Here is a 21,916-nt window from a genome sequence, read left to right as displayed (position 1 = left end):
TTTGACAACCGATTGGCATTCACGAGCCAAGCAGTAGCGTTCCCGGACGGGTCATCGGATCAGCCCAGCCAGCTCCGCAGCGCACGCAGGCACTCGCGGATGGCGTCGGCGTCGACGTGCTCGTTGTCCTTGTGGGCCAGCAGCGGGTCGCCGGGGCCGAAGTTCACCGCGGGGATGCCCAGTTCACTGAAACGTGCGACGTCGGTCCAGCCGTATTTCGGTTTGGGCTCGGCACCGACGGCGGCCACGAAGGACGCTGCAGCAGGGTGGTTGAGTCCCGGCCGGGCGCCCGCAGCGGCATCGGTGCGGACGACGTCGAAGCCGGCCAGGAGTTCGCGGACGTGGGCCTCCGCCTGGTCCGGGGACTTGTCCGGCGCGAAGCGGTAGTTGATTTCCACCACGCAACGGTCGGGGATGACGTTGCCGGCCGTTCCCCCGTTGATCTTCACCGCGTTGAGGCTTTCGCGGTAGTCCAGGCCATCAACGTTGATGGTCCGGGGCTCGTAGGCGGCGAGCCGGGCCAGGATGGGTGCCGCGGCGTGGATCGCGTTGCTCCCCATCCAGGCGCGGGCAGAATGCGCCGCCTCCCCCACCGTGGTGGCTTCGAATCGGCTGGTGCCGTTGCAGCCGCCCTCCACGGTGCCATGGGTTGGTTCCAGGAGAATGGCGAAGTCGCCGTCCAGGAGGTCGCCGTGGTTGCGGACCAGCCTGCCCAGGCCGCTCTTGACCGCTTCCACCTCCTCATGGTCGTAGAACACGAAGGTAACGTCGCGCTTTGGGGACGCGCCGCCGTCGAACATGGTGGCCGCCAGCGCGAGTTGGACTGCAACGCCGCCCTTCATGTCCGTGGCACCGCGCCCATACAGGACGCCCTTCCCCGGAATTCCCGATTCCCAGGTGGACGGAACCGTGCCCCGTGCGTCTTCGGTAGTTGGCAAAGGCACGGTATCCAGGTGCCCGGCCAGGATGACGCGTTCCGTCCGTCCCAGCTCTGTGCGGGCGATGATTGAGTCGCCGTCGCGGACCACCCGAAGCTCCGGAATGCCCCGCAGCGCCACTTCGACGGCGTTGGCGAGCTCCGTCTCATTCCCGGACACACTGTTGATGTCCATCAGGGCGGCGGTCAGCACGGCGACGTCCTGACGGAGGTCCAACGGCATGGTGGTCGGTTCAGGGGTGGTTTCGGCAGTCACGTTGCCAGTCTAGTTCGAACCCTGTGCCAGCCTCTCGCTAGACTGGAGGCATGACTGAGACCGCTACTTCCGCCGTGCCCGAAGACCAGAACGCAATCTCCGAAGGCCGCTCCGCCTACGGCTTCGGGTTAGCCACCATCGCTACCGCCACGGGCGGAGACACAGCCGATGCCACCATGCTGGACGTCTGGTTCCCGGCACCGGCACTGGGCATCGCAACCGAGAGCCTGCGTTCAGTGGAGAACGCGGACGCAACCCTGCGCCAGCTCGCCGAAGATAGCGCTGACCCGGACCGCGGCACCGAGCAGAAGGTGGTCTTCGTCCAGATCAACCTCGATGCAGCGCCGGCCGACACCGCCGACGCCTACCTTCGACTGCACCTGCTCTCCCACCGGTTGGTCCGGCCCAACACCATCAACCTGGACGGCGTCTTCGGCAAGCTCCCCAACGTCGTCTGGACCAACTTCGGCCCCGCTGCTGTGGAAGGCTTCGAGCTGACGCGTGCGAAGCTTCGCCGCCGCGGCGCCGTCACCGTCTACGGCATCGACAAGTTCCCCCGCATGGTGGACTACGTTGTACCCTCCGGTGTCCGGATCGCCGACGCCGACCGCGTACGCCTCGGTGCCCACCTCGCCGAAGGCACCACCGTGATGCACGAAGGTTTTGTGAACTTCAACGCCGGCACCCTGGGCACCTCCATGGTGGAAGGCCGCATCTCGGCGGGCGTCGTCACCGGCGACGGCAGCGACGTCGGCGGCGGCGCCTCCATCATGGGCACCCTCTCCGGCGGCGGCAAGGAGCGGATCGCCGTCGGTGAGCGCGTCCTGCTCGGCGCCAACTCCGGCGTCGGAATAAGCATTGGCGATGACTCCGTGGTGGAGGCTGGCCTCTACGTCACCGCCGGCACGCGCGTGCGGGTGCCCGGGCCCAGGGACGAAGTGGGCGAGGACACCACCAGGATCGTCAAGGCCGCAGAGTTGTCCGGCGTCCCCAACCTCCTCTTCCGCCGTAACTCCACCACGGGCGCCGTGGAAGCGTTGCCGCGCAAGGGCCAGACGGTGGAACTTAACGACGCCCTCCACGCCAACTGACGCGTTGGCAGCACGTGGACGTGATTTCTGGCGCGCCACCGTGCTCCTGCTTACCCTGGCGCTTTTAGCTGGCGGCGTTTATACCGTGGTGGCTTTCGTGCAACGCTCCGAAACCCTGGTTTCGGAGCGTTGCACGGCCGACGTCGGGACCCAGCACGCGGCGCTTGCAACGGACCAGGCGGTTTATGCTTCGCTGATCACCGCGGTGGCCGTTCGGCGCAGCCTTCCGCCGCGGGCAGCCAGCATCGCCTTAGCGACTGCCATGCAGGAATCCAAGCTGCGCAACATTGGCCACGGCGACTCGGCCGGCCCTGACTCCCGCGGGCTGTTCCAGCAGCGTCCGTCGCAGGGGTGGGGCACCGAGGCTCAGGTCATGGACCCGTACTATGCCACCAACGCCTTCTACGACGCCTTGGTCAAGATCCCCGGCTATGAGTCCCTGGAAATCACCGACGCCGCCCAACGGGTCCAGCGTTCGGCGTTCCCCCACGCCTACACCCAGCATGAAGTGATGGGCCGGTCCTTCGCGTCAGCACTGTCCGGACAGACCCCGGAAGCGGTGCAGTGCATCCTCCGTGCTCCCCAGGAGTCCGGTGCGCCTGACATCGTCGAGACCGAGCTCGTCCAGGCGTATGGCGCCCTGGCGATTGTTACCGAGGGCGAAGTGCTGGTTGTTCAAGCCAGCGGCAGCCACGCCTGGTCCGTGGCGCAGTGGGCCGTGGCCAACGCCAAGCAGCTCGCCGTGACCCAAGTGGATGTTGCCGGCCGGAGCTGGCTCCGCCAGGACCAGGCCGGCTGGCAGGTTTCTGACGCAGCGGACGGCCAGGTCAGGATCACGGTGGCACCTGCGGGCACGGGCAACTGACCGGCCACGCCGGAATCCGCATCGCCGACCTCCTCAGACGAGGATTTCCACGACCGGCTGGACGTAGCTGCGGAAGAGTTCCGGCTGGGACATGAGGTTGTGGCTCATGATGATCTTGTCCGGCTCCAGGTACCACGCCCGCTGTTCGTTGAGCGGCAGTTCAATGATGGTCAGGCTGAAGTCCCGAGCCTCGCGGCCAACCTCCATCAGCCGGTCATCCACTAGGTCGCCCAACAGCTGGTCCGATCCACTGGCCACCCGTTCGGCCTCCAGCCGGGCATATTCGCTGCGGCGTTCCCGCGCCCACGTCAGGGCGGAGCCGAAATGCGCCTGCAGGACACGCTGGAGGGCCGGGGAGTTGCCAAAGGCCTCAAAGTCGGGCGGGGACAGTTCCGGGGCAGTCTGGGGATGCGCTTTAAGCAGCTGCTCCCACCAGGCTTCCCATTCGGTCTTGAGTGCGCTGACTCCACCGACGTCCGCGGTGAGATGTGAGTGGTCGGCATGGCGGATCTTGGGCGCCGCGTGTGACAGTGCCGGATTGCCTGCGCCGTCAAGGCCTGCCGCGTCGCGGACAAACAGCGCGATCATCAGGGGTCCGGACGTGTCCGTGGTGATCTGCCAACCGGAACCACCTGTGTGATGCATTCCATTTCCTCCTGTGGCCTGCCCGTACCGGCTCGGTTGGCCGGCTGCCCTCCCCTGGCTCCCAGTCTATTCCCGTTGACCCCGGACGGTAATGTCAGGCGGCAACGCTCCTCAGGTGCCGCTCCAGGACGTCATGGCACATCTGTGCAGTCATCCAGGCCGGCTGGAGGAGGGCGTGCATGCAGAGCCCGTCGATAGTAGCCAGCAGCCGCTCTGCCTCGACCGTCAGCGACTGGCGGCCGCCGCCGTCGTCGGTCACCAATGCGTTGATCACCCGCCCGACGACGGCGGCCACCTCCCGGTGGCTGCGGTCGGCTTCCGCCGCGAGGAAGGGCCGGATCCGGGCGGCGTTTTTGAACGCCATCCAGACGCAGGCATCCACGGCCCGATCTTCGTCCAGCGGCAGGAATTCACCCAGGAGGGTTAAAACGGACTCATGCTGCGCGTCAGACGCCGGAACGCTCCCCTCCATCGCTGGCAGGGCTGCGGTAAGCCTGGCCAGGATCCGGTCCACGACGGCCGCGAAGGAAAACCTGAGCAGCTCCTCACTGCCGGCAAAGTAGTGCCGGACGGAGCCCACAGCCAGGCCGGCTTCGTCGGCCACCTCGCGCAGGGAGGCCCGTTCCAGCCCGTCCACGGCGATAATCCTGAAGACGGCTTCCACGATCTCTGCTCGCCGGGCTTCGGCATCAACGATTTTGGGCACACTTATTATTTAGCACACCCGTGCTGGAAGCCTTTCCAACGGTGGAATTGGGATAGCGTGGGAGGCATGAAAATTCTGGTCACAGGTGGCACCGGGTACATCGGCTCGCACACTGTTTTGTCATTGCAGGAAGCCGGGCACGACGTGGTGGTGCTCGACAACCTGGTGAACTCGAGCGAGGAATCGCTGCGGCGCGTAGCGGGGCTCAGCGGCAGGAGCGCGGAATTCCACCATGTTGACCTCGTGGACGAGGCGGCGGTGGACAGCGTCTTCGTAGGCAACTCGATCGACGCCGTCATCCACTTCGCCGGCCTGAAAGCCGTGGGTGAGTCCGTGCGCGAGCCGCTCAAGTACTACTACAACAACCTCGTGGGCACACTGAACCTGGTCCGCGTCATGGACCGCCATGACGTCCGCTCCATTGTCTTCAGCTCCTCCGCCACCGTGTACGGCGAGCACAATCCCATTCCCTACGTGGAGAAAATGGAGATCGGCGCCAACAACCCCTATGGCCGGACCAAGGAACAGATCGAGGATGTCCTCGCGGATTTGGGCGCCGCGGACGGCCGCTGGCACATCGCCCTGCTGCGCTACTTCAACCCGGTGGGCGCGCACCCGTCCGGCCGTATTGGCGAAGATCCCCAAGGAATCCCCAACAACCTCGTACCCTTCATCGCCCAGGTGGCCGTTGGGCGCCGCGAGAAACTGATGGTCTTCGGCGGCGACTACGACACCCCGGACGGCACCTGCCTGCGTGACTACATCCACGTGGTGGACCTCGCCGAAGGCCATGTGGCGGCCCTGAACCACGTTGCCGACCGCGCAGGCGTGTTCCGCTGGAACCTCGGCTCCGGCAAGGGCTCCTCCGTACTGGAGGTCCTGCGGTCGTTCGAGAAGGCCGTGGGTCAGCCCATCCCCTATGAGATCACCGAGCGCCGGGCGGGTGACCTCCCCGCGTTCTGGGCAGATGCCACCTCGGCCCTGGCTGACCTGAGCTGGTCCACCACCAAGACTGTGGACGAGATGTGCGAAGATCACTGGCGCTGGCAAAAGAACAACCCCCTCGGCTACTCCGCTTAGATAGCAACTCTTAAAACAACGCGGGGTCACTTCCGGCCCAATCCATGGTGTGGAGAAGGCGGGAAGTGACCCCGCGTTGCTTTGGTGGCTAGCGTGCCGGGTAGTCGCGCTCCGGCTCGCCGATGTACAGCTGGCGCGGGCGGCCGATCTTGGTGTTCGGGTCGCTGATCATTTCACGCCACTGGGCGATCCAGCCCGGCAGGCGGCCGATCGCGAACAGCACGGTGAACATCTTCTCCGGGAAGCCCATGGCCTTGTAGATCAGGCCGGTGTAGAAGTCCACGTTCGGGTAGAGCTTGCGCTGGATAAAGTAGTCATCGTTCAGCGCCTTCTCTTCCAGGCGCAGGGCGATTTCCAGCAGTTCGTCGTTGCCGCCGAGCTTGGTGAGAATCTCGTGGGCCGTAGCCTTGACGATCTTGGCACGCGGATCGTAGTTCTTGTAGACACGGTGTCCGAAGCCCATGAGGCGGACGCCGTCTTCCTTGTTTTTGACCTTCTCCATGTAGTCCTCGGGCTTGGTGCCGTCGGCCTGGATCTGGCGGAGCATCTTCAGCACTGCCTCGTTGGCGCCGCCGTGGGCGGGGCCGAAGAGGGCGTTGATGCCGGCTGACACCGAGGCAAAGAGGTTGGCGTTGGAGGAGCCCACCAGGCGCACCGTGGAGGTGGAACAGTTCTGCTCGTGGTCGGCGTGCAGGATCAGCAGCAGGTCCAGCGCCTTGGCGATGACCGGGTCCACCTCATACTGCTCGGCGGGCAGACCGAAGCTCAGGCGCAGGAAATTCTCCACGAGGTTGTGGGAATTGTCCGGGTACAGCATGGGCTGGCCGATGCTCTTCTTCAGGGCGTAGGCGGCGATGACCGGCATCTTGGCCAGCAGCCGGTACGTGGACACCTCGACCTGTTCCGCGTTGAACGGGTCCAGCGAGTCCTGGTAGAACGTGGACAACGCCGAGACAGCCGAGGACAGCACGGGCATCGGGTGGGCGTCACGCGGGAAGCCGCTGAAGAAGCCCTTGAGCTCCTCGTGCAGCAGGGTGTGGTGGCGGATGCGCTGGTCGAAGGCTTCCAGCTCCGTGGCGCTGGGAAGGTTGCCATAGATCAGCAGGTAGGAAACCTCAAGGAAGCTGGAGTGCTGTGCCAGCTGCTCGATGGGATATCCGCGATAACGCAGGATGCCCGCATCGCCATCGATGTAGGTGATAGCGGAGGCGGTTGCTGCGGTGTTCATGAAGCCGGGGTCAAAGGTGACTGCGCCCGTCTGCTTGAGCAGCTTGGAAACGTCGTAGCCTTCGTTTCCTTCAACAACCTGGATGCGCGGGAGCTTGAGCTCGCCTCCTGCATGGTGCAGGGTTGCGCTGTTGGTCTCGGTCATGGAGTCCCCTTCATGAGGCGCTTGGCCTCTGTCGAAAGCTTGATCCAACATCCGGTGAGCCGCGCACTGTCCCTGCTCTGTCAGGATTCCAACACCCGGGCTGCCCTCTTGTAGAAAGCCACCATTGATAGTCACTTAAAAAGTACCGCCGAATGGACTGGTGCCGCTAATCGGCGGCATTCAAATGCCCCCCAAAACGCCGCGTTTGTGGTACTAGTCACACGATTGTTACGGCATCGTGCTCAACCGGGTCACGGCCTCGTCGATCCGCTCGTCGGTACCGGTCAGCGCGACTCGCACATAGCCGTTGCCTGTTTCGCCGTAAAAGACGCCCGGCCCCACCACGATGCCCAGGTCGGCCAGCCGCGCCACAGTTTCCCACGTGCTCTCGCCGGCAGTGGACCAGAGGTACAGTCCGGCGTCGGAATCCTTGATCTCCAGCCCAAAGCGCTGCAGTGCCGGAATCAAGCGTTCGCGCCGCCCACGATAGACGTCTTTCTGGGCCATGACGTGGCCGTCGTCGCCAAGCGCCACCCGCATGGCTTCCTGCACGGGGTACGGCACAATCATGCCGGCGTGCTTGCGGCTGTTGACGAGATTGGCCATGATGGCCGGATCTCCCGCCACGAATGCTGCCCGGTAGCCTGCCACGTTGGACTGCTTGCTCAATGAATAGACCGCAAGGAGCCCCTCGTGTGAGCCGCCGGCAACGCGCGGATCCAGGATGCTGGGGATCTGCTCGCCGCCCCGCTGGGCATCCCACGCGCCCCAGCCGAGCTCCGCATAGCACTCGTCCGAGGCCACCACAGCGCCGAGTTCGCGTGCGTGCGCCACCAGGGCCTTCAGCGACTCAACGTCCCGGACACTTCCGGTGGGATTCCCCGGGGAGTTGACCCAGATGAGGCGCACCCTGGCGCGGGTAACGTCGTCGAGTTCGTCCAGGTTGTCTGTTGCCACGGAGGTGACACCAGCGAGAGTGGCCCCGATGTCGTAGGTGGGGTAAGCCACCTTGGGGCGGACGACGACGTCGCCCGGCTTCAGCCCGAGCAGGAGGGGCAGCCACGCGACCAGTTCCTTGGACCCCACCGTCGGCATCACGTTCTTCGGATCCAGGCCCGGCACTCCGCGGCGGCGGTCAAACCACGTGGCGATGGCCTCACGCAGGCCGGCAGTGCCGTGAACCGTGGGGTACCCCGGAGCGTCAGCAGCAGCTTTGAGGGCTTCCTGGATCAGCGCCGGCGTGGGGTCCACGGGGGTGCCGATGGAGAGGTTCACGGCCCCGCCGGGATGCTCGGACGCCTTGGCCAGATACGGGGCCATTGCCTCCCACGGGTAATCGGGCAGGCTCAGGCCAAAAGTGTTCACCGCTGAGGACACCGGAGAGCCCGGCTCAGAGGTCTTGGTTCTGCGGCGGCAGGGCGGCAATCATAGGGTGGTCCTTGCCCGTGTTGCCAATTTTGGCGGCACCGCCGGGTGACCCCAGATCATCGAAGAATTCGACGTTGGCCTTGTAGTAGTCAGCCCATTCCTCAGGGGTGTCATCCTCGTAGTAGATGGCCTCAACCGGGCATACCGGTTCGCAGGCACCACAGTCGACGCACTCATCAGGGTGGATGTACAGGGAACGCTCACCCTCATAGATGCAGTCGACCGGGCACTCCTCAATACATGCCTTGTCCTTGACATCTACACACGGCTGCGCGATTACGTACGTCACGTCCCTTGCCTCTCCACGTTGTTTCCGGCGAACGCCGGCCCTTGAATCCGGCTCAATAGCCGGACTGTTGACTTCTGAGCCTATTATCTCCCAGCCCGTTCCCGCGAACCTAGCGGGCCGCCTTAGTATGAACTGGTGAGTCCCGCCCAGCCTACGCCCCGTGATTTCCTGGCCACCGCCGCGCCCGGAACCAGGGTTGTGGTCCGTTACCGAATCGACGGGGGGCTGACAGACGCGTTGGGCCACCTGGTGGCCACCGACGACGGCGAGTGCACAGTCCGGACGCGGAAGGCCGACGTCGTAATCCCTTTGGACCTCGTGGTCGCCGCTAAGGAAGTGCCGCCAGCCCCCGGGCGGCGCCCGGTGCGCCGCTGACCTTCTGAGGATCACCTTCAGCAGGCAAAAAAACTGCCGGTACGACGGCGGGAATCCCGCCTGCCGTACCGGCAGTTCATGACAGCTGACTCAGCCGCCCCACCCCCGAGTTTTTGTCCAGATAACGAGGCCCAGGCAGACCAAAAGTGCCGTTATCTGGACAAAAACTCTATTAGGACTTGGCGCGGGCGCGGGTGGCCTTGGCGCGTTCGCTGGCGTCCAGGATGAGCTTCCGGATACGGATGGACTCCGGGGTCACCTCAACGCACTCGTCTTCGCGGGCGAATTCCAAGGATTCTTCCAGAGTCAGGTTGCGGGGCGGGGTCATGTTCTCGAAAGTGTCCGAGGACGCTGCGCGCATGTTGGTGAGCTGCTTTTCCCTGGTGATGTTCACGTCCATGTCATCGGCGCGTGAGTTCTCGCCAACGATCATGCCTTCGTAGACCTCGGAGGTGGGCTGCACGAAGAATGACATGCGTTCCTGGAGCTTGATCATCGCGAACGGGGTGACCACTCCAGAGCGGTCAGCCACGATCGAACCGTTGGTGCGGTACTCGATGGGGCCGGCCCACGGCTCGTAGCCCTCGGCGATGGAGGAAGCAATGCCGGCACCACGGGTGTCGGTGAGGAACTTGGTGCGGAAGCCGATCAGGCCACGGGCCGGAACGATGAACTCCATGCGGCACCAGCCGGTGCCGTGGTTGGCCATGTTGGTCATGCGGCCCTTGCGGGCGGCCATCAGCTGGGTGACGGCGCCGAGGTACTCTTCCGGAACGTCGATGGTCATGTGTTCCATCGGCTCGTGGATCTTGCCGTCGACGGTCTTGGTGACAACCTGCGGCTTGCCGACAGTCAGTTCGAAGCCTTCACGGCGCATCTGCTCAACCAGGATGGCAAGGGCCAGCTCGCCACGGCCCTGGACTTCCCAGGCGTCGGGACGCTCGGTGGGGAGAACCTTGATGGAGACGTTACCGATCAGTTCCTTGTCCAGGCGGTCTTTTACCTGGCGGGCCGTGACCTTGGCGCCCTTGACCCGGCCGGCCAGCGGCGAGGTGTTGATACCGATGGTCATGGAGATCGCGGGATCATCCACGGTGATCAGCGGCAGCGGCTGCGGGTTGTCGACGTCGGTCAGGGTCTCACCAATGGTGATTTCCTCGATACCGGCAACGGCGACGATTTCGCCCGGGCCTGCAGACTCGGTGGGAACACGGTCCAGTGCCTTGGTGGCCAGCAGTTCGGTGATCTTGACGTTCTTGAGCTCGCCGTTGGCGCGGGCCCAGGCAACGGTCTGGCCCTTGCGCAGGGTGCCGTTGTAGATACGAAGCAGGGCAAGGCGGCCCAGGAACGGAGAGGCATCCAGGTTGGTCACGTGTGCCTGGAGGACGCCGTTCGGGTTGTACGTCGGGGCCGGGATGTGCTCGATGATGGTCTTGAACAGCGGCTCAAGGTCTTCGTTGTCCGGAGCGGAGCCGTCGGCGGGCTGGTCCAGGGAGGCGCGGCCCACCCTCGCTGCTGCATAGACGACCGGCACCTCAAGGATCTTGTCAAGGTCCAGGTCCGGAACTTCGTCGGCGAGGTCCGAGGCGAGGCCCAGGAGGAGGTCCATCGACTCATGGACAACTTCCTCGATGCGGGCGTCGGGGCGGTCCGTCTTGTTGACGAGGAGGATAACCGGCAGGTGCGCGGCCAGGGCCTTGCGCAGCACGAAGCGGGTCTGGGGCAGCGGGCCCTCGGATGCGTCAACGAGGAGTACAACGCCGTCCACCATGGACAGGCCGCGCTCTACTTCGCCGCCGAAGTCGGCGTGGCCGGGGGTGTCGATGACGTTGATGGTGATGGTTTCACCCTTGGAGGACGGTCCGTTGTAGGCCACGGTGGTGTTCTTGGCCAGGATGGTGATGCCCTTTTCGCGCTCCAGGTCGCCGGAGTCCATCACGCGGTCTTCGAGGTGGTTGTGTTCGGCAAAAGAGTTGGTCTGCTTGAGCATGGCGTCGACCAGTGTGGTCTTGCCGTGGTCAACGTGGGCCACGATCGCGACGTTGCGGAGGTCACTGCGTGAGGCAGTGGCTACCGCGGTGTTGGTGGTGGTTTCAGACATGCGTAAGTGCTCGATTCAGTGGGTCAGCTGTAGAATTTCGCCGCATTTCCAACCGGAGTCCACGACGGATTGGCCCATTAACACAGGGCGCCTTCCATTATTCTAAACGCTGCGGCTTAATGCGCCTAAAAATCGCGAACGGTCCGCGGTCGGCCGAAGCGCCGGCCTAGGCCCCGACACGGCCGGACTGTGGGCAAAGTCACTGGATTTTCGTCACATTCTGCCCCATCATGGCTGTGATACGTCAAGCAAGCCCGGAGAACCACTGATGCGAAAAGCCTCGGCTCTGTCCCGCCTAGTCGCATCGGGAATCGCCCCCGGAGTGGACCCGGCAGGTTACGTTATCCGCAATCCCGCAAGCGGCCGTGACGAAGTAGTGCTGCCGGACATGCGGCATACGGCGCTCCTCATCGGCGATTCCCAGTCCGAACCGGCCGACGGATGGCCGCGCCTTGGCCTGGCCGCTGTTGGCTACAAGGTGCACTTCTGCGGATTCGGCGGAACCGGGTTCGTGGCTGCCAACGAAAAGACCGGCAATTACATCGATGCCCTGGAACAGGGAGACTGGAAGCTCCCTTATGGGGCGCCGGCTCTGATTGTCATCCAGGGGGGCGGCAACGATGCCGCCCGCGGCGCGACGGACGCGCAGATCGAGGCCAACGCCGAACGCCTGATCAATGCCCTGCAGGAGCGCTATCCGGGCGCCACGATGGCGCTGATCGGCACGCTGGCGCGTGGCGCCGACCACGGCGGCGGTCGCAGGACCCAGGTTGACGCGCTGCTGGGAACGCTGGCTGTCAGGCACGGCATCCCGTTTGTGGGCGTCGGCGACTGGCTGACCAAGTACAACCTCGCCAAGAACCTGGCTGATGCCGTGCACATGGACGCAGCTGGACGGAAGACCCTGGGCGGGCTGCTCGAGAGCAGGCTCCGGCAGCTTCGGCTCGAACTGCAGCCAACGGGAGGCACTGTCCCCTCGGCGGCCACACCGCAGGTCCCGGCAAGCTGACCGAGTCTCAACTGAGGATCGAGCCACCCGGAATGGACGCCTTTAGCAGGGATGGAGCCGGTGCCCCGCAGGGCACCGGCTCCATCCTTGTCCGGACTCAGGCGCGCGGACTGAGGTGCTTCGGTCAGGCAACTTCCGGCGGAAGCATCAACTTAGCCCCGGGGATCGCGTTCAGCAGTGCCTTGGTGTAATCCTGCTGCGGCGATTCGAAAACATCATCCGTGGACCCGGTTTCCACCAGCTTTCCCTTTTCCATGACACAGACGTGGTCCGCAATCTGGCGGACCACCGCCAGGTCATGGGTAATAAAGAGGTACGTCAGGCCAAGGTTGGCCTGCAGGTCTGCCAGAAGGTTCAGCACCTGGGCCTGGACCAGCACGTCCAGGGCGGACACGGCCTCATCACAAATGATCACTTCCGGATCCAGGGCCAGGGCCCGGGCAATCGCAATACGCTGGCGCTGTCCGCCTGAGAGTTCATTGGGATAGCGCTGCATGGTGGACTGCGGCAACGCCACTTGGTCCAGGAGTTCGCGCACCTTCTTTTCGCGGCTGGCTGCGTCACCAATCTTGTGGACCCGCAAGGGCTCCTCGATGGTCCGGAAGATGTTGTACATCGGGTCCAGCGAACCATACGGATCCTGGAAGATAGGCTGCACGCGGCGCCTGAACTTGAACAGTTCCTTGGGCTTGAGCAGCGACGTGTCGACGCCGTCGAAAAGAATCCTGCCGTCAGTAGGCTTTTCGAGTTGCAGGACCATTCTGGCCACAGTGGACTTGCCCGAGCCGGACTCCCCCACGATCGCCGTCGTGGTTCCTTTCTTGACGTCAAAGCTGACGCCGTCGACGGCTGCAAAGTCCGTCGATTTCCCCAGGCCGCTACGCAGTTTGTAGACCCTCCGCAGGTCATGGATCTGCAGGATGTTATCCGCGGCAGCCGCCTTGGTGGCGGCCACCAGCAGGTCGGACGCTTCCACGCCCTGTTCCTTGGCAACCTGAATACGCCGGCTTGCCAGCGACGGTGCTGACTCAACGAGCCGACGGGTGTAGGGGTGCTGCGGGTTCCGGAGCAACTCCAGGGAAGGACCGGATTCCACCACCCGGCCCCGGTACATCACCACCACCTTGTCTGCCCGCTCAGCGGCCAGACCCAGATCGTGGGTGATGAGCAGGACGGCCGTGCCGAGCTCCGTGGTCATGGTGTCCAGGTGATCGAGGATCTGCCGCTGAACCGTGACGTCCAGGGCGGACGTCGGCTCATCCGCGATGAGCAGTCGCGGCTGGCAGGACAGCCCGATGGCGATCAGCGCACGTTGGCGCATACCGCCGGAAAACTCGTGCGGGTACTGGTTGGCGCGCCGGTGGGCGTCCGGGAGGCCCGCCTCGGACAGCACCTTGGCGATGTCGTCCGGGCCGCTGGGCTGCCCGTTGGCCCTTAAGGTCTCCTTGACCTGGTAGCCGATCTTCCAGACCGGGTTCAGGTTGGACATGGGATCCTGCGGGACCATGCCAACCGTGTTGCCGCGCAGTTCGATCATCCGCTTTTCGGAGGCATGGGCAATGTCCTCCCCGTCAAGGAGAATCTGCCCGCCCGACACCGCGCCGTTGGTGGGCAGGAGCCCGATGGCGGCAAGCGCGGTGGTGGATTTGCCGGAGCCTGATTCGCCCACAATGGCCACGGTCTCACCGGGCATGATGGTCAGGTGCGCACTGCGGACTGCCTGGACGTCACCGCCGCCGGTCTTGAACGTAATGGCCAGGTCGCGGATTTCCAGCAAAGGCTCTAAGCCCGCGGGGCCCGCCTCGTCGATGTTGATTTCGGGAGTAGTCATCTCTTTGTCTCTCATCGCTGACGGCTCTTCGGATCAAGCGCGTCCCGGACAGCATCACCGAGCATGATGAAGCTCAGCACGGTGATGGACAGCGCCGCTGCCGGGTAGAGCATGATCTGTGGATGGGTGCGGATGGATGCCTGGGCACCCGCAATGTCATTGCCCCAGGACATAATGCCCTGCGGGAGCCCAATCCCCAGGAAGGACAGGGTGGCTTCCGCCACGATAAACACACCCAGTTCCAAGGTGGCCAGGACAATGATCGGTGCCAGCGCGTTCGGCAGGACGTGTCTGACAAGCGCGCCGAACCTCGAAACGCCCAACGAGCGGGCCGCGGTCACGAAGTCTGCGTTGCGGACCTCGATCACGGCTCCGCGGGTGATGCGCGCCATTTGAGGCCAAGCCAGCAGGGCGATGACAAACACGACCGTCCAGACGCTCCTGTTTTCCCTGAACAGCGGAAGCTGGGTGATGACCAGCGCACCAAGGATCAGGGGCAACGCGAAGAAGATGTCGCCCAGTCGGGCGAGCACTGCGTCAACCCAGCCGCCGTAGTAGCCGGCGATGGCGCCGATCGTGACACCGGTGACAAGCACGCACAGCACGGAAAGCACACCCACCGAGAGGGAGGCCTGTGTGCCGTGGATAACGCGGGAATAGATGTCACAGCCCTGGAACGTGAAGCCGAACGGGTGGCCCGCGGTGGGACCGCCTTCCGAGTTGGCCAGCTCGCAGCCGTCGTTCGGTGCCACCGACGACAAGAGGCCGGGAAAGAGCGCCACGACCAGTAGCGCGAGAATCAGGAGCGAGGAAATGATGAACAGCGGCCGACGGCGGAGCTTACGCCATGCATCCGACCACAGGCTCAGTGGTGCCTGGTCGGTCTTGACGGCGTCCGTTGCAAGCAGCGGTGTCTCGTCGATGGGCGCCACGAAGTGGCTGTTATTACTACTGGTCATAACGGATCCTCGGGTCTAGCCAGGCATACAGGAGATCAACGAGCAGGTTGGCCACCACAAAGACCAGCACAAGGACGCTGACGATGGAGACGATGGTGGGCCCTTCGCTGCGCAGGACCGCTTGATAGAGCTTGTTGCCTACGCCGGGAACGTTGAAGATACCTTCCGTCACGATGGCACCGCCCATCAGGCCGCCGAGGTTGGCGCCGAGGTAAGTCACCACCGGTATCAAGGAGTTGCGCAGGATATGTGCCATCACAACCCGCGGCCGGGACAGGCCTTTTGCAGTGGCGGTCCGTACATAGTCGGCGTTCATGTTTTCGCTCACCGAGGCCCGGGTCAGGCGAAGCACATAGGCGAAGGACACGAGTCCCAGGACTATGGCGGGAAGCAGCAGGCTGCCCCAGTCCGCGGTGGCACCGACCGTGGGTTTGGCCCAACCGAGCTGGACACCGAAAACCAGCTGGCAGACGAAGCCAAGGACGAAAGTGGGGACAGCGATGACCACGAGGGAGGCCACCAGGACGGTGGAGTCAAACCAGCCGCCGCGGCGGAGCCCGGCGAAGACGCCAAAGGCGACGCCGAAGATGGCCTGGATGGCCAGCGCTTCAACCGCCAGCATTGCCGTGACCGGGAAGACCCGGGCCAGGCTTGCTGCGATGGGCTGACCGGTGAAGTCATTGCCCAGGTTGAACGTGAAGAGGTTCTGCAGGAAGAGTCCGTACTGGACCCAGAACGGCTGGTCGAGGTGGTACTGGCTGCGGAGGGTGTCGATGACAGCCTGCGGGGGCTGGCGGTCCCCGAAGAGCGCAGCAATGGGGTCGCCGGGAAGGGCGAATACCATGTAATAAACCAAAAGCGTGGTGCCGATGAAGACGGGGATCACTTGGAGGAGTCGTCGCAGAATAAAGCGGACCACCGGATCACCAGCCTTCGGGAAGCGAAGAGGGGGATTTCATGTGTGCCTTCCTGCCTACAGGACAATGGGGGCCCGGCTGGTGCCGGACCCCCAGTTAGCCTGACGGCAAGTTTAGATCCTGGAGACTACTTGGCGGTGATGTTGTAGTAGAGAATGCCGCCATTCCAGCCGGTCTCAGCATTGATGACGGTATTGCTCCATACGATAGGCCGGGTGTAATCCCAGAGCGGCAGTCCGGGAAGGTCCTGGAACAGGATTTCCTGTGCCTTGTTGAACTTGGCGTTTGCCTCATCGGTGGACTTGGCGCCCAGACCTTCCTTGAGCAGCTTGTCGAACTCCGGGTTCGAGTACTTCTCGTAGTTGGAGGATGCGCCCGTGGCCCAGACAGGTCCAAGGAAGTTGTACAGCGACGGGTAGTCACCCTGCCAGCCACCGCGCGTCAGGCCCGGAAGGGACTGGGACTTGCGCAGGTTGAGTACTTCAGCGAACTTGGCGAAGGGTTGGATTTCAGCCTGGATGCCGAGGTTGTTCTTGAAGCCGTTGGCCACGGCATCAATCCACTCTTTGTGTCCACCGTCCGTATTGGACGCAATCTGGAGCGGCTTGGAGCCGTCGTAGGGCTTGATCTTTTCGGCCTGGGCCCAGAGGTCCTTGGCCTTGGCCGCGTCGAACTTTAGCACTTCGCTGCCCGGGATGTTCTTGTTGTAGCCGTCGATCCCCGGCGGGGCGAACCCTGTAGCCGGCGTTTTGGTTCCGTTGAAGACCACCTTGGTGATTTCCTCACGGTTGATGGCGTAGGACAGTGCCTGGCGGCGCAACTTTCCAGCTTCCCCTTGGAAGTTCGCGTTGTAGCCCGGGATGTTCAGAGTAGCGTCGCTGGCAACCGGCTTGGTGGCGTTACGGTCCGGGAAATCCGTGACGTAGGTCTTCGTCGCGTTGGAGGGCAGAACGTCGGTGATATCAAGGTTGTCAGCCTGCAGGTCCGTGTAGGCGGGGCTGGGATCAGTGTAGATCTTAAACGTCACGCCACCGTTCTTAGCTGCGCGGGGACCGCTATAGTCGGCGTTCTTGACGAGCGAGATTGACTGGTCATGGACCCAGGCGCCCGTCTTTTCGAACTTATACGGGCCGTTACCCACAGGGTTTTCGCCGTACGTCTTGGGGTCCTTTAGGGCAGCGGAGGGCAGCGGGTAGAAGGCCGAGTAGCCAAGGCGAAGCGACCAGTCCGCCTCCGGTTGGGCCAGCTTCACTGTCAGGGTGGAATCGTCGGTGGCCGTCAAACCGGACATGGTCTCGGCCTTCGGGGCCGGAGTGGTGGTGGTCTTGCCATCCGCGGACTTCTCCGTGGTTACCGCGGAGACGTCTTCATAGCCGGCAATGGATTCGAAGAAGAAACTGTTGTTCTGCAGGTTCTTGGAGTTCGCTGCGAAGTTCCAGGAGTCAACGAACGTCTTGGCGGTGATGGCCTCGCCATTGGTGAACTTCTGGCCCTGCTTGATCTTGATGGTCCAGTTCTGGGCGTCAGGCGAGTCGATGGACTCTGCGAGGGCGTTGACCGGCTTGCCGTCGGCATCATAGCTACGGAGGCCTTCGAACAGCAGCTCTACAACGTGCCCACCGCTGGTCTCGTTGGTGTTCGCCGGCAGCAACGGGTTCTGGGGTTCGCCGTTGTAAGCGGTGATGACCTTGTTGGGGTCAGCGGCAGATTGGCTGGCGCCGTCATTGCTGCCGCCTCCAGCGCCGCAGCCGGTCAGGGCTAGGGCGGCGATCGCCACCATGCCGAGTGCTTTGGAAGTGCGCGTGAAACGCATTCCGCCTCCTATGAGTTGTGGGAGATGATCAGGGGAAATCGTTTGCTCCCCGGCAGGCCTGCCACAGATCTACCCTGTGACGTAGCCCATGTACGAGTAGCCTAACCGCACAAAGTCCAAATACTGGTACACCGTTGCCAAACCGTAATCAGTTAACCGCCGATAACTAGCCTGCCCCGGAAAGTTGCGCAAGTCACATGCTACTCGTTGGTAGGACTGAGGGCGAACTCGGCCCCGGGCGCCGGTGCGCAGGGCGTTCGGCAAGCCCGTCCCGGCCTATTTCAGTCGCCACTCCCACACGTTCCACCACACACCCAGGACGCCCGAACTGGGTTTAACGCCGGTCACGCGGTTGCTGAACGCGATCGTTCCAAGTGTCTGGTAGAGCGGCAAACCGTAGGCGTTTTCCCATACCCGCTTGTCGACGTCGGCCATCAGTTCGTCCTGTTTCGCCAGGTCCGTGGTGCTGGCGAGGTCGTCCATGGCTTTGTCAGCATCGGCGTCGGAAAACCCGTTGAAGTTGCTGCCACCCCCGGTTTTGAAGATCTGCGGGATGCGGCTGACGCCGACTCCGGGGCCGATCCAGCCGAGGATGGCAGCGTCGTACGAACCGGTGCTCAGCGCGGACACCCAGTCCGCATTGCCAAGGCCTGCGTCGTTAACGGTGAAGCCCGCCAGGCGGGCCGAGTCCCGGATCAGGGAAAAGGCCCGAACACGGTTGGGATTGTCCTTGTTGTACAGGATCCGGATTGTGGGGACAGCACCGCGCAACTGGGACGTTGCACCCTGGATATCCACCTCCGAATATTTGGTGGACCCGTTGTTCTTCACCGTCTCGGCGTACTTGGGATGGGACGGCAGGAAAACGTGCGAGTCCAACGGTTTCGCATCCGCCATCAAACCGCCCACCACGTCCTCGACGAGCTCCTGCCGCGGAACTGTCTTAAGGAATGCCTCACGGACCTTCTTGTCTGCGAACGGGCCGGAGAACTTGAGGTCTAGGTGGTCGTAACCTGACTGGCTGTACCGCTCAACGGTGTTCCCCTTGGCGGCCAGCCCTTCGAAGAGGCCATCGGTCCCGGCTGACGGCTGCGCCGCAATGACGTCCGCCTGTCCCGTGCTGAGCGCCGAGACGGCGGCAGGGACGGCCCCGGTGAACCGGACGTTGATCTCATCCAGGTAAGGCTCTGGCCCCCAGACGTAGTCCTTGTTCCGGACGAGCCTCATTGAGGTGTCCGGTACGATGTCCCGGACGATGTAGGGGCCGCTGGACAGGTACATGGCCGGGTCCTGAGGCAGCGTCTTGCTGTTGAATCCGGCGTTCCAGAAGTCACTGACCCGCTTCAGCGGTGAGTTGACCGCGGGTTCGTCGGCCTTGCCGCGCGGCGAGCTTTTGATCAGCTTAATAAGGTCGTCTTCGTCGTTCAGGCCGCTTTTAGCGGCAACAACATGGGCCGGGAGTCCGACGTCGAACGCCACCTCCCAGTCCGCGTACGGGGAGGTGTACTCGAGGGTGATGGACCGGCCGTCGCTTCCGGTCTCCGGGAGTGCGGTGGCCGCGAGTCCGGTCCTGTCAGAGGCGGCAGAGAAGTACGTCGTGCCGGTGCCTGCCGAAGAGTTGGCATCGTCGAAATAACCGGAACCGGCTGCCCACGCGAGGAGGAGATCCCCGGCGTCGATAGCTTCGCCGTCGGACCATTTCACACCCTCGTTGACGGTATACCTCACCTTCAGGGGCCGGTCGGAGACCTTTTCAAAGCGGCCGAACTTCTCGTTGTGGACCACCTGTTCGGTGTTGTCCACGTAGTAGAACCCGGAATGGGTGATGTGGCCGATCTTTGTGTTGATGTCCGTGTTGCCGGCAGCACTAAACGGGTTGAAGGAGGTAAAAGCGTTCACCTCGGCAACCGTTGCGCTTCCGCCGCGGTTCGACTCCCCCACCACCACTGGTGCGGCTCCCCCCGAGCCGGAGCATCCTGAGATGACCAGAGCCGCCACCACGGCCCCGGTGATGAGCTCAATCAGGCGCCTTAGCGGCATGGAGTCTCCTTTGCAGTCCGGAATCAGACGTTGCAAAGAAAGTACCTCATATCCCCGCGCGACGTTGAATCTCCTGGTTTTCCTTGAATTCTAGCGGTTCCAAGGTGGGCCAGTGTTGTCCGGCTGCGCCCGCTGGTAGGTCTCCCGCACACGTTTATGTCGCCACGCAATCCTTCGCAGGAGCAGGGTCCGGCCCCCGCATATCATGAGGGTCAGCCGTACACCGATCACTGAAGGACGCCCATGCCTGGGCGAGCGGCTTGGATTCGACAGCGCCTGGCTGCGCCACCGCCATCTGCAGTTCGGAATCTCCTCCCACATTGCGATCATGGCCGCGGCCAGCCAGCGCACCTCCCGGATCGAGCTTTGGAACCGCCGTGACCCCGATGGGCGGCAAGCAAGAAATCAGCCATCTGGGCGGGGGCAAACGGATGCAATCTGCTCTCCAGCAGTGTGATCTTCCCCGAATCGAATCAGGAAAAGGAGTTCGCGCAAATCCAGCAAGCACAGATCCGCGCCTATCGTGAAGCTGCCACGGCGTCGTCCCAATCACACCGGCCAGCCCGGGCCTCACAAGGACTGGTGGTGATGCCGACCGATTCGGCTTCAGCGAGACAGCGGGAAAAGTACCAGCGATACGTCCATGAACGCACGGCTTGGACCCGGGCCCCGCAGGGGCCAAGGGGGATGCTGTTCGCCCCCGATCTCATCGGGTGTAGTCGGCCTGGCCCGGCAGATACGGAAACATCGGGCGCAGGCACTTCCGTGCGTGGCGCAGCCACCGTGCCTCGCTGGTAAAGCCCAGCAGCGCCTGCATCACGGCCAGCGTCATCAGTTCGGCATCGCTGATCCTGGGCGCAATACCGATCCGGGGACGCGGCGGGATCCGTCCCGGATACGCCTTCAACAGGTCATCGACCCTCACATAGAATGCAGTGGCAAGCGTGTCCAGATCGGTGTCCACGTGAGCCTCCAAGTTCGACGTTGATACCGCCGATTCTGGACACCCTTGCCCACAAACACATCAAGCCACGCCGGGCAGAGCATCCCTTGTAATTACTCATCTAGCCTTCATACCCCCTGGCGGGGGCGCCGTGCCGGCGTGAAAATTGGATTGGGTTGCCCGCAACGTCGACCGTTCCTTGGCGCCTGAGCCCGTGGATTAGTCTGGCGTGGGGCTTCGTGAAGGGCCGCGCACTGTTGCCTTGAGCACGCCGATCAGATTCTCGGTTTCCCTTATGAGCCCCGGGCAACCCTTCATTGCAGCGTCACGCAGGAGGGAATTCCGATGGGTCTGGAAGGGATGCTGATCGACGTCGCCGACGACGATCAGCTCGTGCAACGGGTCGCGGCGATCGATGTCGCCAAGGCCAGTGGGATGGTGTGCACGCGGGTGCCGCATGAGACCACCCCGGGTAAACGGGTGAGCAGGGTATGGCAGGTGGCGGCCACCACCAACGCGATCCTTGGTCTGGCTGAGGAACTGGCATCCGAGGGCATCGAGCGCGTCGTGCTGGAGTCCACCAGCGACTACTGGCGCCCGTTTTACTACCTGCTCGAAGCACACGGTCTGCAGGTGTGGCTCGTCAATGCCCGCGACGTCAAGAACGTCCCCGGCAGGCCTAAAACCGACAAACTCGACGCGATCTGGCTGGCCAAGCTGAACGAGCGGGGCATGTTGCGTCCCTCGTTCGTCCCGCCGGTCCAGATCCGCCGGCTGCGCGACTTCACCCGCCTTCGTCTGGACCTGACCACGGAACGTTCCCGTCACGTCCAACGCCTGGAGAAGCTGCTCGAGGACGCGCTGATCAAGATCTCGATCGTGGCCACCGACATCATGGGTGTTTCCGGAAGGGCGATGATCGAGGCGCTGATCGCCGGGCAACGTGACCCCCTCGTCCTGGCGGACCTGGCCAGGGGCCGGTTGCGGGTCAAACACGCCGCGCTGGTTCAGGCCCTCACCGGCCGGTTCGACGACCACCACGGCGAGCTGGCCCGGGTCCTGCTGGACCAGGTCGACACCCTGACCGGCCAGATCGAACATCTGAGCACCCGAATCGAAGAGATGATCGCGGCAATCCCCGCAGCCCAAGGCGTCGACCCCGACGGCACCACCGGCCCCAACGCCGGCACCGGACCCGACGCGGCCCAGCTGACCGCCATCTCACGCCTTGATGAGATACCTGGCATCGGACCCCGTGC

18 protein-coding genes and 2 pseudogenes are annotated in these 21,916 nt (G+C 63.6%); 7 read left to right on the top strand and 13 right to left on the bottom strand.

What is annotated here, in order from left to right:
- Window positions 1-59: 59 nt before the first annotated feature.
- Window positions 60-1,193 (bottom strand): succinyl-diaminopimelate desuccinylase, encoded by a 1,134-nt coding sequence (gene dapE, locus ABIB27_RS00100; RefSeq protein ID WP_502909074.1) that lies wholly within the window; start codon window positions 1,191-1,193, stop codon window positions 60-62.
- 50 nt (window positions 1,194-1,243) lie between these two features.
- Here dapE and dapD point away from each other — a divergent pair, with 50 nt between their 5' ends.
- The gene (gene dapD, locus ABIB27_RS00095) at window positions 1,244-2,284 is read left to right on the top strand and encodes a 2,3,4,5-tetrahydropyridine-2,6-dicarboxylate N-succinyltransferase (protein WP_354213846.1); all 1,041 of its coding nucleotides are present in this window, start codon (window positions 1,244-1,246) and stop codon (window positions 2,282-2,284) included.
- A 4-nt stretch (window positions 2,285-2,288) separates the two neighbouring features.
- Window positions 2,289-3,149, top strand: a complete 861-nt coding sequence (locus tag ABIB27_RS00090) for a hypothetical protein (RefSeq protein ID WP_354253312.1) — start codon at window positions 2,289-2,291, stop codon at window positions 3,147-3,149.
- A 33-nt stretch (window positions 3,150-3,182) separates the two neighbouring features.
- Here ABIB27_RS00090 and ABIB27_RS00085 read toward each other — a convergent pair whose 3' ends face one another.
- Window positions 3,183-3,794, bottom strand: a complete 612-nt coding sequence (locus tag ABIB27_RS00085; protein ID WP_354213845.1) for a hypothetical protein — start codon at window positions 3,792-3,794, stop codon at window positions 3,183-3,185.
- Window positions 3,795-3,888: 94 nt separating this feature from the next.
- Window positions 3,889-4,500, bottom strand: a complete 612-nt coding sequence (locus ABIB27_RS00080; RefSeq protein ID WP_354213844.1) for a TetR/AcrR family transcriptional regulator — start codon at window positions 4,498-4,500, stop codon at window positions 3,889-3,891.
- 66 nt (window positions 4,501-4,566) lie between these two features.
- Between ABIB27_RS00080 and galE the strand changes: the two genes are divergently transcribed.
- Complete coding sequence (gene galE / locus ABIB27_RS00075; protein ID WP_354213842.1) at window positions 4,567-5,580, top strand: UDP-glucose 4-epimerase GalE; 1,014 nt, start codon at window positions 4,567-4,569, stop codon at window positions 5,578-5,580.
- 88 nt (window positions 5,581-5,668) lie between these two features.
- On the opposite strand, the gene ABIB27_RS00070 is transcribed toward galE, so the two are convergent.
- The 3 genes from ABIB27_RS00070 to fdxA all read right to left on the bottom strand — a co-directional run bounded on the left by ABIB27_RS00070 (window position 5,669) and on the right by fdxA (window position 8,669).
- A complete protein-coding gene (locus ABIB27_RS00070) occupies window positions 5,669-6,952 on the bottom strand; it encodes a citrate synthase (RefSeq protein ID WP_354213840.1) in 1,284 nt (427 codons plus the stop codon).
- A gap of 228 nt (window positions 6,953-7,180) precedes the next feature.
- Window positions 7,181-8,329 carry a succinyldiaminopimelate transaminase gene (gene dapC / locus ABIB27_RS00065; RefSeq protein ID WP_354213839.1) on the bottom strand — a complete coding sequence of 383 codons (1,149 nt, stop codon included), beginning with the start codon at window positions 8,327-8,329 and terminating at the stop codon, window positions 7,181-7,183.
- A 13-nt stretch (window positions 8,330-8,342) separates the two neighbouring features.
- A complete protein-coding gene (gene fdxA, locus ABIB27_RS00060; RefSeq protein WP_354213838.1) occupies window positions 8,343-8,669 on the bottom strand; it encodes a ferredoxin in 327 nt (108 codons plus the stop codon).
- Between the two features lie 135 nt (window positions 8,670-8,804).
- Between fdxA and ABIB27_RS00055 the strand changes: the two genes are divergently transcribed.
- A complete protein-coding gene (locus ABIB27_RS00055) occupies window positions 8,805-9,044 on the top strand; it encodes a putative acetyltransferase (RefSeq protein ID WP_354213837.1) in 240 nt (79 codons plus the stop codon).
- Window positions 9,045-9,216: 172 nt separating this feature from the next.
- On the opposite strand, the gene typA is transcribed toward ABIB27_RS00055, so the two are convergent.
- A complete protein-coding gene (typA, locus tag ABIB27_RS00050) occupies window positions 9,217-11,145 on the bottom strand; it encodes a translational GTPase TypA (protein ID WP_354158259.1) in 1,929 nt (642 codons plus the stop codon).
- A gap of 268 nt (window positions 11,146-11,413) precedes the next feature.
- On the opposite strand from typA, the gene ABIB27_RS00045 reads away from it, so the two are divergent.
- Window positions 11,414-12,154, top strand: a complete 741-nt coding sequence (locus tag ABIB27_RS00045) for an SGNH/GDSL hydrolase family protein (RefSeq protein ID WP_354253311.1) — start codon at window positions 11,414-11,416, stop codon at window positions 12,152-12,154.
- A 124-nt stretch (window positions 12,155-12,278) separates the two neighbouring features.
- Here the strand turns inward: ABIB27_RS00045 and ABIB27_RS00040 are convergent, their stop codons facing one another.
- The 5 genes from ABIB27_RS00040 to ABIB27_RS00020 form a co-directional block, all read right to left on the bottom strand.
- Window positions 12,279-13,985, bottom strand: coding sequence for a dipeptide ABC transporter ATP-binding protein (locus ABIB27_RS00040; RefSeq protein ID WP_354213835.1), 1,707 nt, complete (start codon window positions 13,983-13,985; stop codon window positions 12,279-12,281).
- A gap of 11 nt (window positions 13,986-13,996) precedes the next feature.
- Window positions 13,997-14,944: an ABC transporter permease gene (locus ABIB27_RS00035; protein WP_354213834.1), complete on the bottom strand. Its 948-nt coding sequence runs from the start codon at window positions 14,942-14,944 to the stop codon at window positions 13,997-13,999.
- Window positions 14,934-15,863: an ABC transporter permease gene (locus tag ABIB27_RS00030; RefSeq protein ID WP_354213832.1), complete on the bottom strand. Its 930-nt coding sequence runs from the start codon at window positions 15,861-15,863 to the stop codon at window positions 14,934-14,936. The genes ABIB27_RS00035 and ABIB27_RS00030 overlap by 11 nt, the downstream gene beginning before the upstream one ends.
- Before the next feature lie 125 nt (window positions 15,864-15,988).
- Window positions 15,989-17,674 (bottom strand): peptide ABC transporter substrate-binding protein, encoded by a 1,686-nt coding sequence (locus ABIB27_RS00025; protein ID WP_354213830.1) that lies wholly within the window; start codon window positions 17,672-17,674, stop codon window positions 15,989-15,991.
- A gap of 276 nt (window positions 17,675-17,950) precedes the next feature.
- On the bottom strand, window positions 17,951-19,714 hold the full coding sequence (locus ABIB27_RS00020; protein WP_354213829.1) for an ABC transporter family substrate-binding protein: 1,764 nt from the start codon (window positions 19,712-19,714) through the stop codon (window positions 17,951-17,953).
- Between the two features lie 247 nt (window positions 19,715-19,961).
- On the opposite strand from ABIB27_RS00020, the pseudogene ABIB27_RS00015 reads away from it, so the two are divergent.
- Window positions 19,962-20,434: pseudogene (locus ABIB27_RS00015) on the top strand (LLM class flavin-dependent oxidoreductase); the annotation flags it as partial.
- Here the strand turns inward: ABIB27_RS00015 and ABIB27_RS00010 are convergent.
- Window positions 20,424-20,678, bottom strand: a pseudogene (locus ABIB27_RS00010) (IS982 family transposase); the annotation flags it as partial. The pseudogenes ABIB27_RS00015 and ABIB27_RS00010 sit on opposite strands and share 11 nt — an antisense overlap.
- 324 nt (window positions 20,679-21,002) lie before the next feature.
- Between ABIB27_RS00010 and ABIB27_RS00005 the strand changes: the two are divergent.
- On the top strand, window positions 21,003-21,916 hold a 914-nt coding region (locus ABIB27_RS00005; protein ID WP_354253310.1), incomplete at its 3' end, for an IS110 family RNA-guided transposase.

It is taken from the genome of Arthrobacter sp. UYEF21, from assembly GCF_040546085.1.
GTDB lineage: Bacteria > Actinomycetota > Actinomycetes > Actinomycetales > Micrococcaceae > Arthrobacter.
Note: the sequence above shows the minus strand (reverse complement) of the source record. Positions and strands in the feature narration are given on the sequence as shown.

Excerpts from the sequence above, each read along its gene's own strand:
- dapD (WP_354213846.1), top strand. The coding sequence starts at position 1,244 with ATGACTGAGACCGCTACTTCCGCCGTGCCCGAAGACCAGAACGCAATC.
- ABIB27_RS00085 (WP_354213845.1), bottom strand. The coding sequence starts at position 3,794 with ATGCATCACACAGGTGGTTCCGGTTGGCAGATCACCACGGACACGTCC.
- galE (WP_354213842.1), top strand. The coding sequence starts at position 4,567 with ATGAAAATTCTGGTCACAGGTGGCACCGGGTACATCGGCTCGCACACT.
- ABIB27_RS00070 (WP_354213840.1), bottom strand. The coding sequence starts at position 6,952 with ATGACCGAGACCAACAGCGCAACCCTGCACCATGCAGGAGGCGAGCTC.
- typA (WP_354158259.1), bottom strand. The coding sequence starts at position 11,145 with ATGTCTGAAACCACCACCAACACCGCGGTAGCCACTGCCTCACGCAGT.
- ABIB27_RS00045 (WP_354253311.1), top strand. The coding sequence starts at position 11,414 with ATGCGAAAAGCCTCGGCTCTGTCCCGCCTAGTCGCATCGGGAATCGCC.
- ABIB27_RS00040 (WP_354213835.1), bottom strand. The coding sequence starts at position 13,985 with ATGACTACTCCCGAAATCAACATCGACGAGGCGGGCCCCGCGGGCTTA.
- ABIB27_RS00035 (WP_354213834.1), bottom strand. The coding sequence starts at position 14,944 with ATGACCAGTAGTAATAACAGCCACTTCGTGGCGCCCATCGACGAGACA.
- ABIB27_RS00025 (WP_354213830.1), bottom strand. The coding sequence starts at position 17,674 with ATGCGTTTCACGCGCACTTCCAAAGCACTCGGCATGGTGGCGATCGCC.
- ABIB27_RS00020 (WP_354213829.1), bottom strand. The coding sequence starts at position 19,714 with ATGCCGCTAAGGCGCCTGATTGAGCTCATCACCGGGGCCGTGGTGGCG.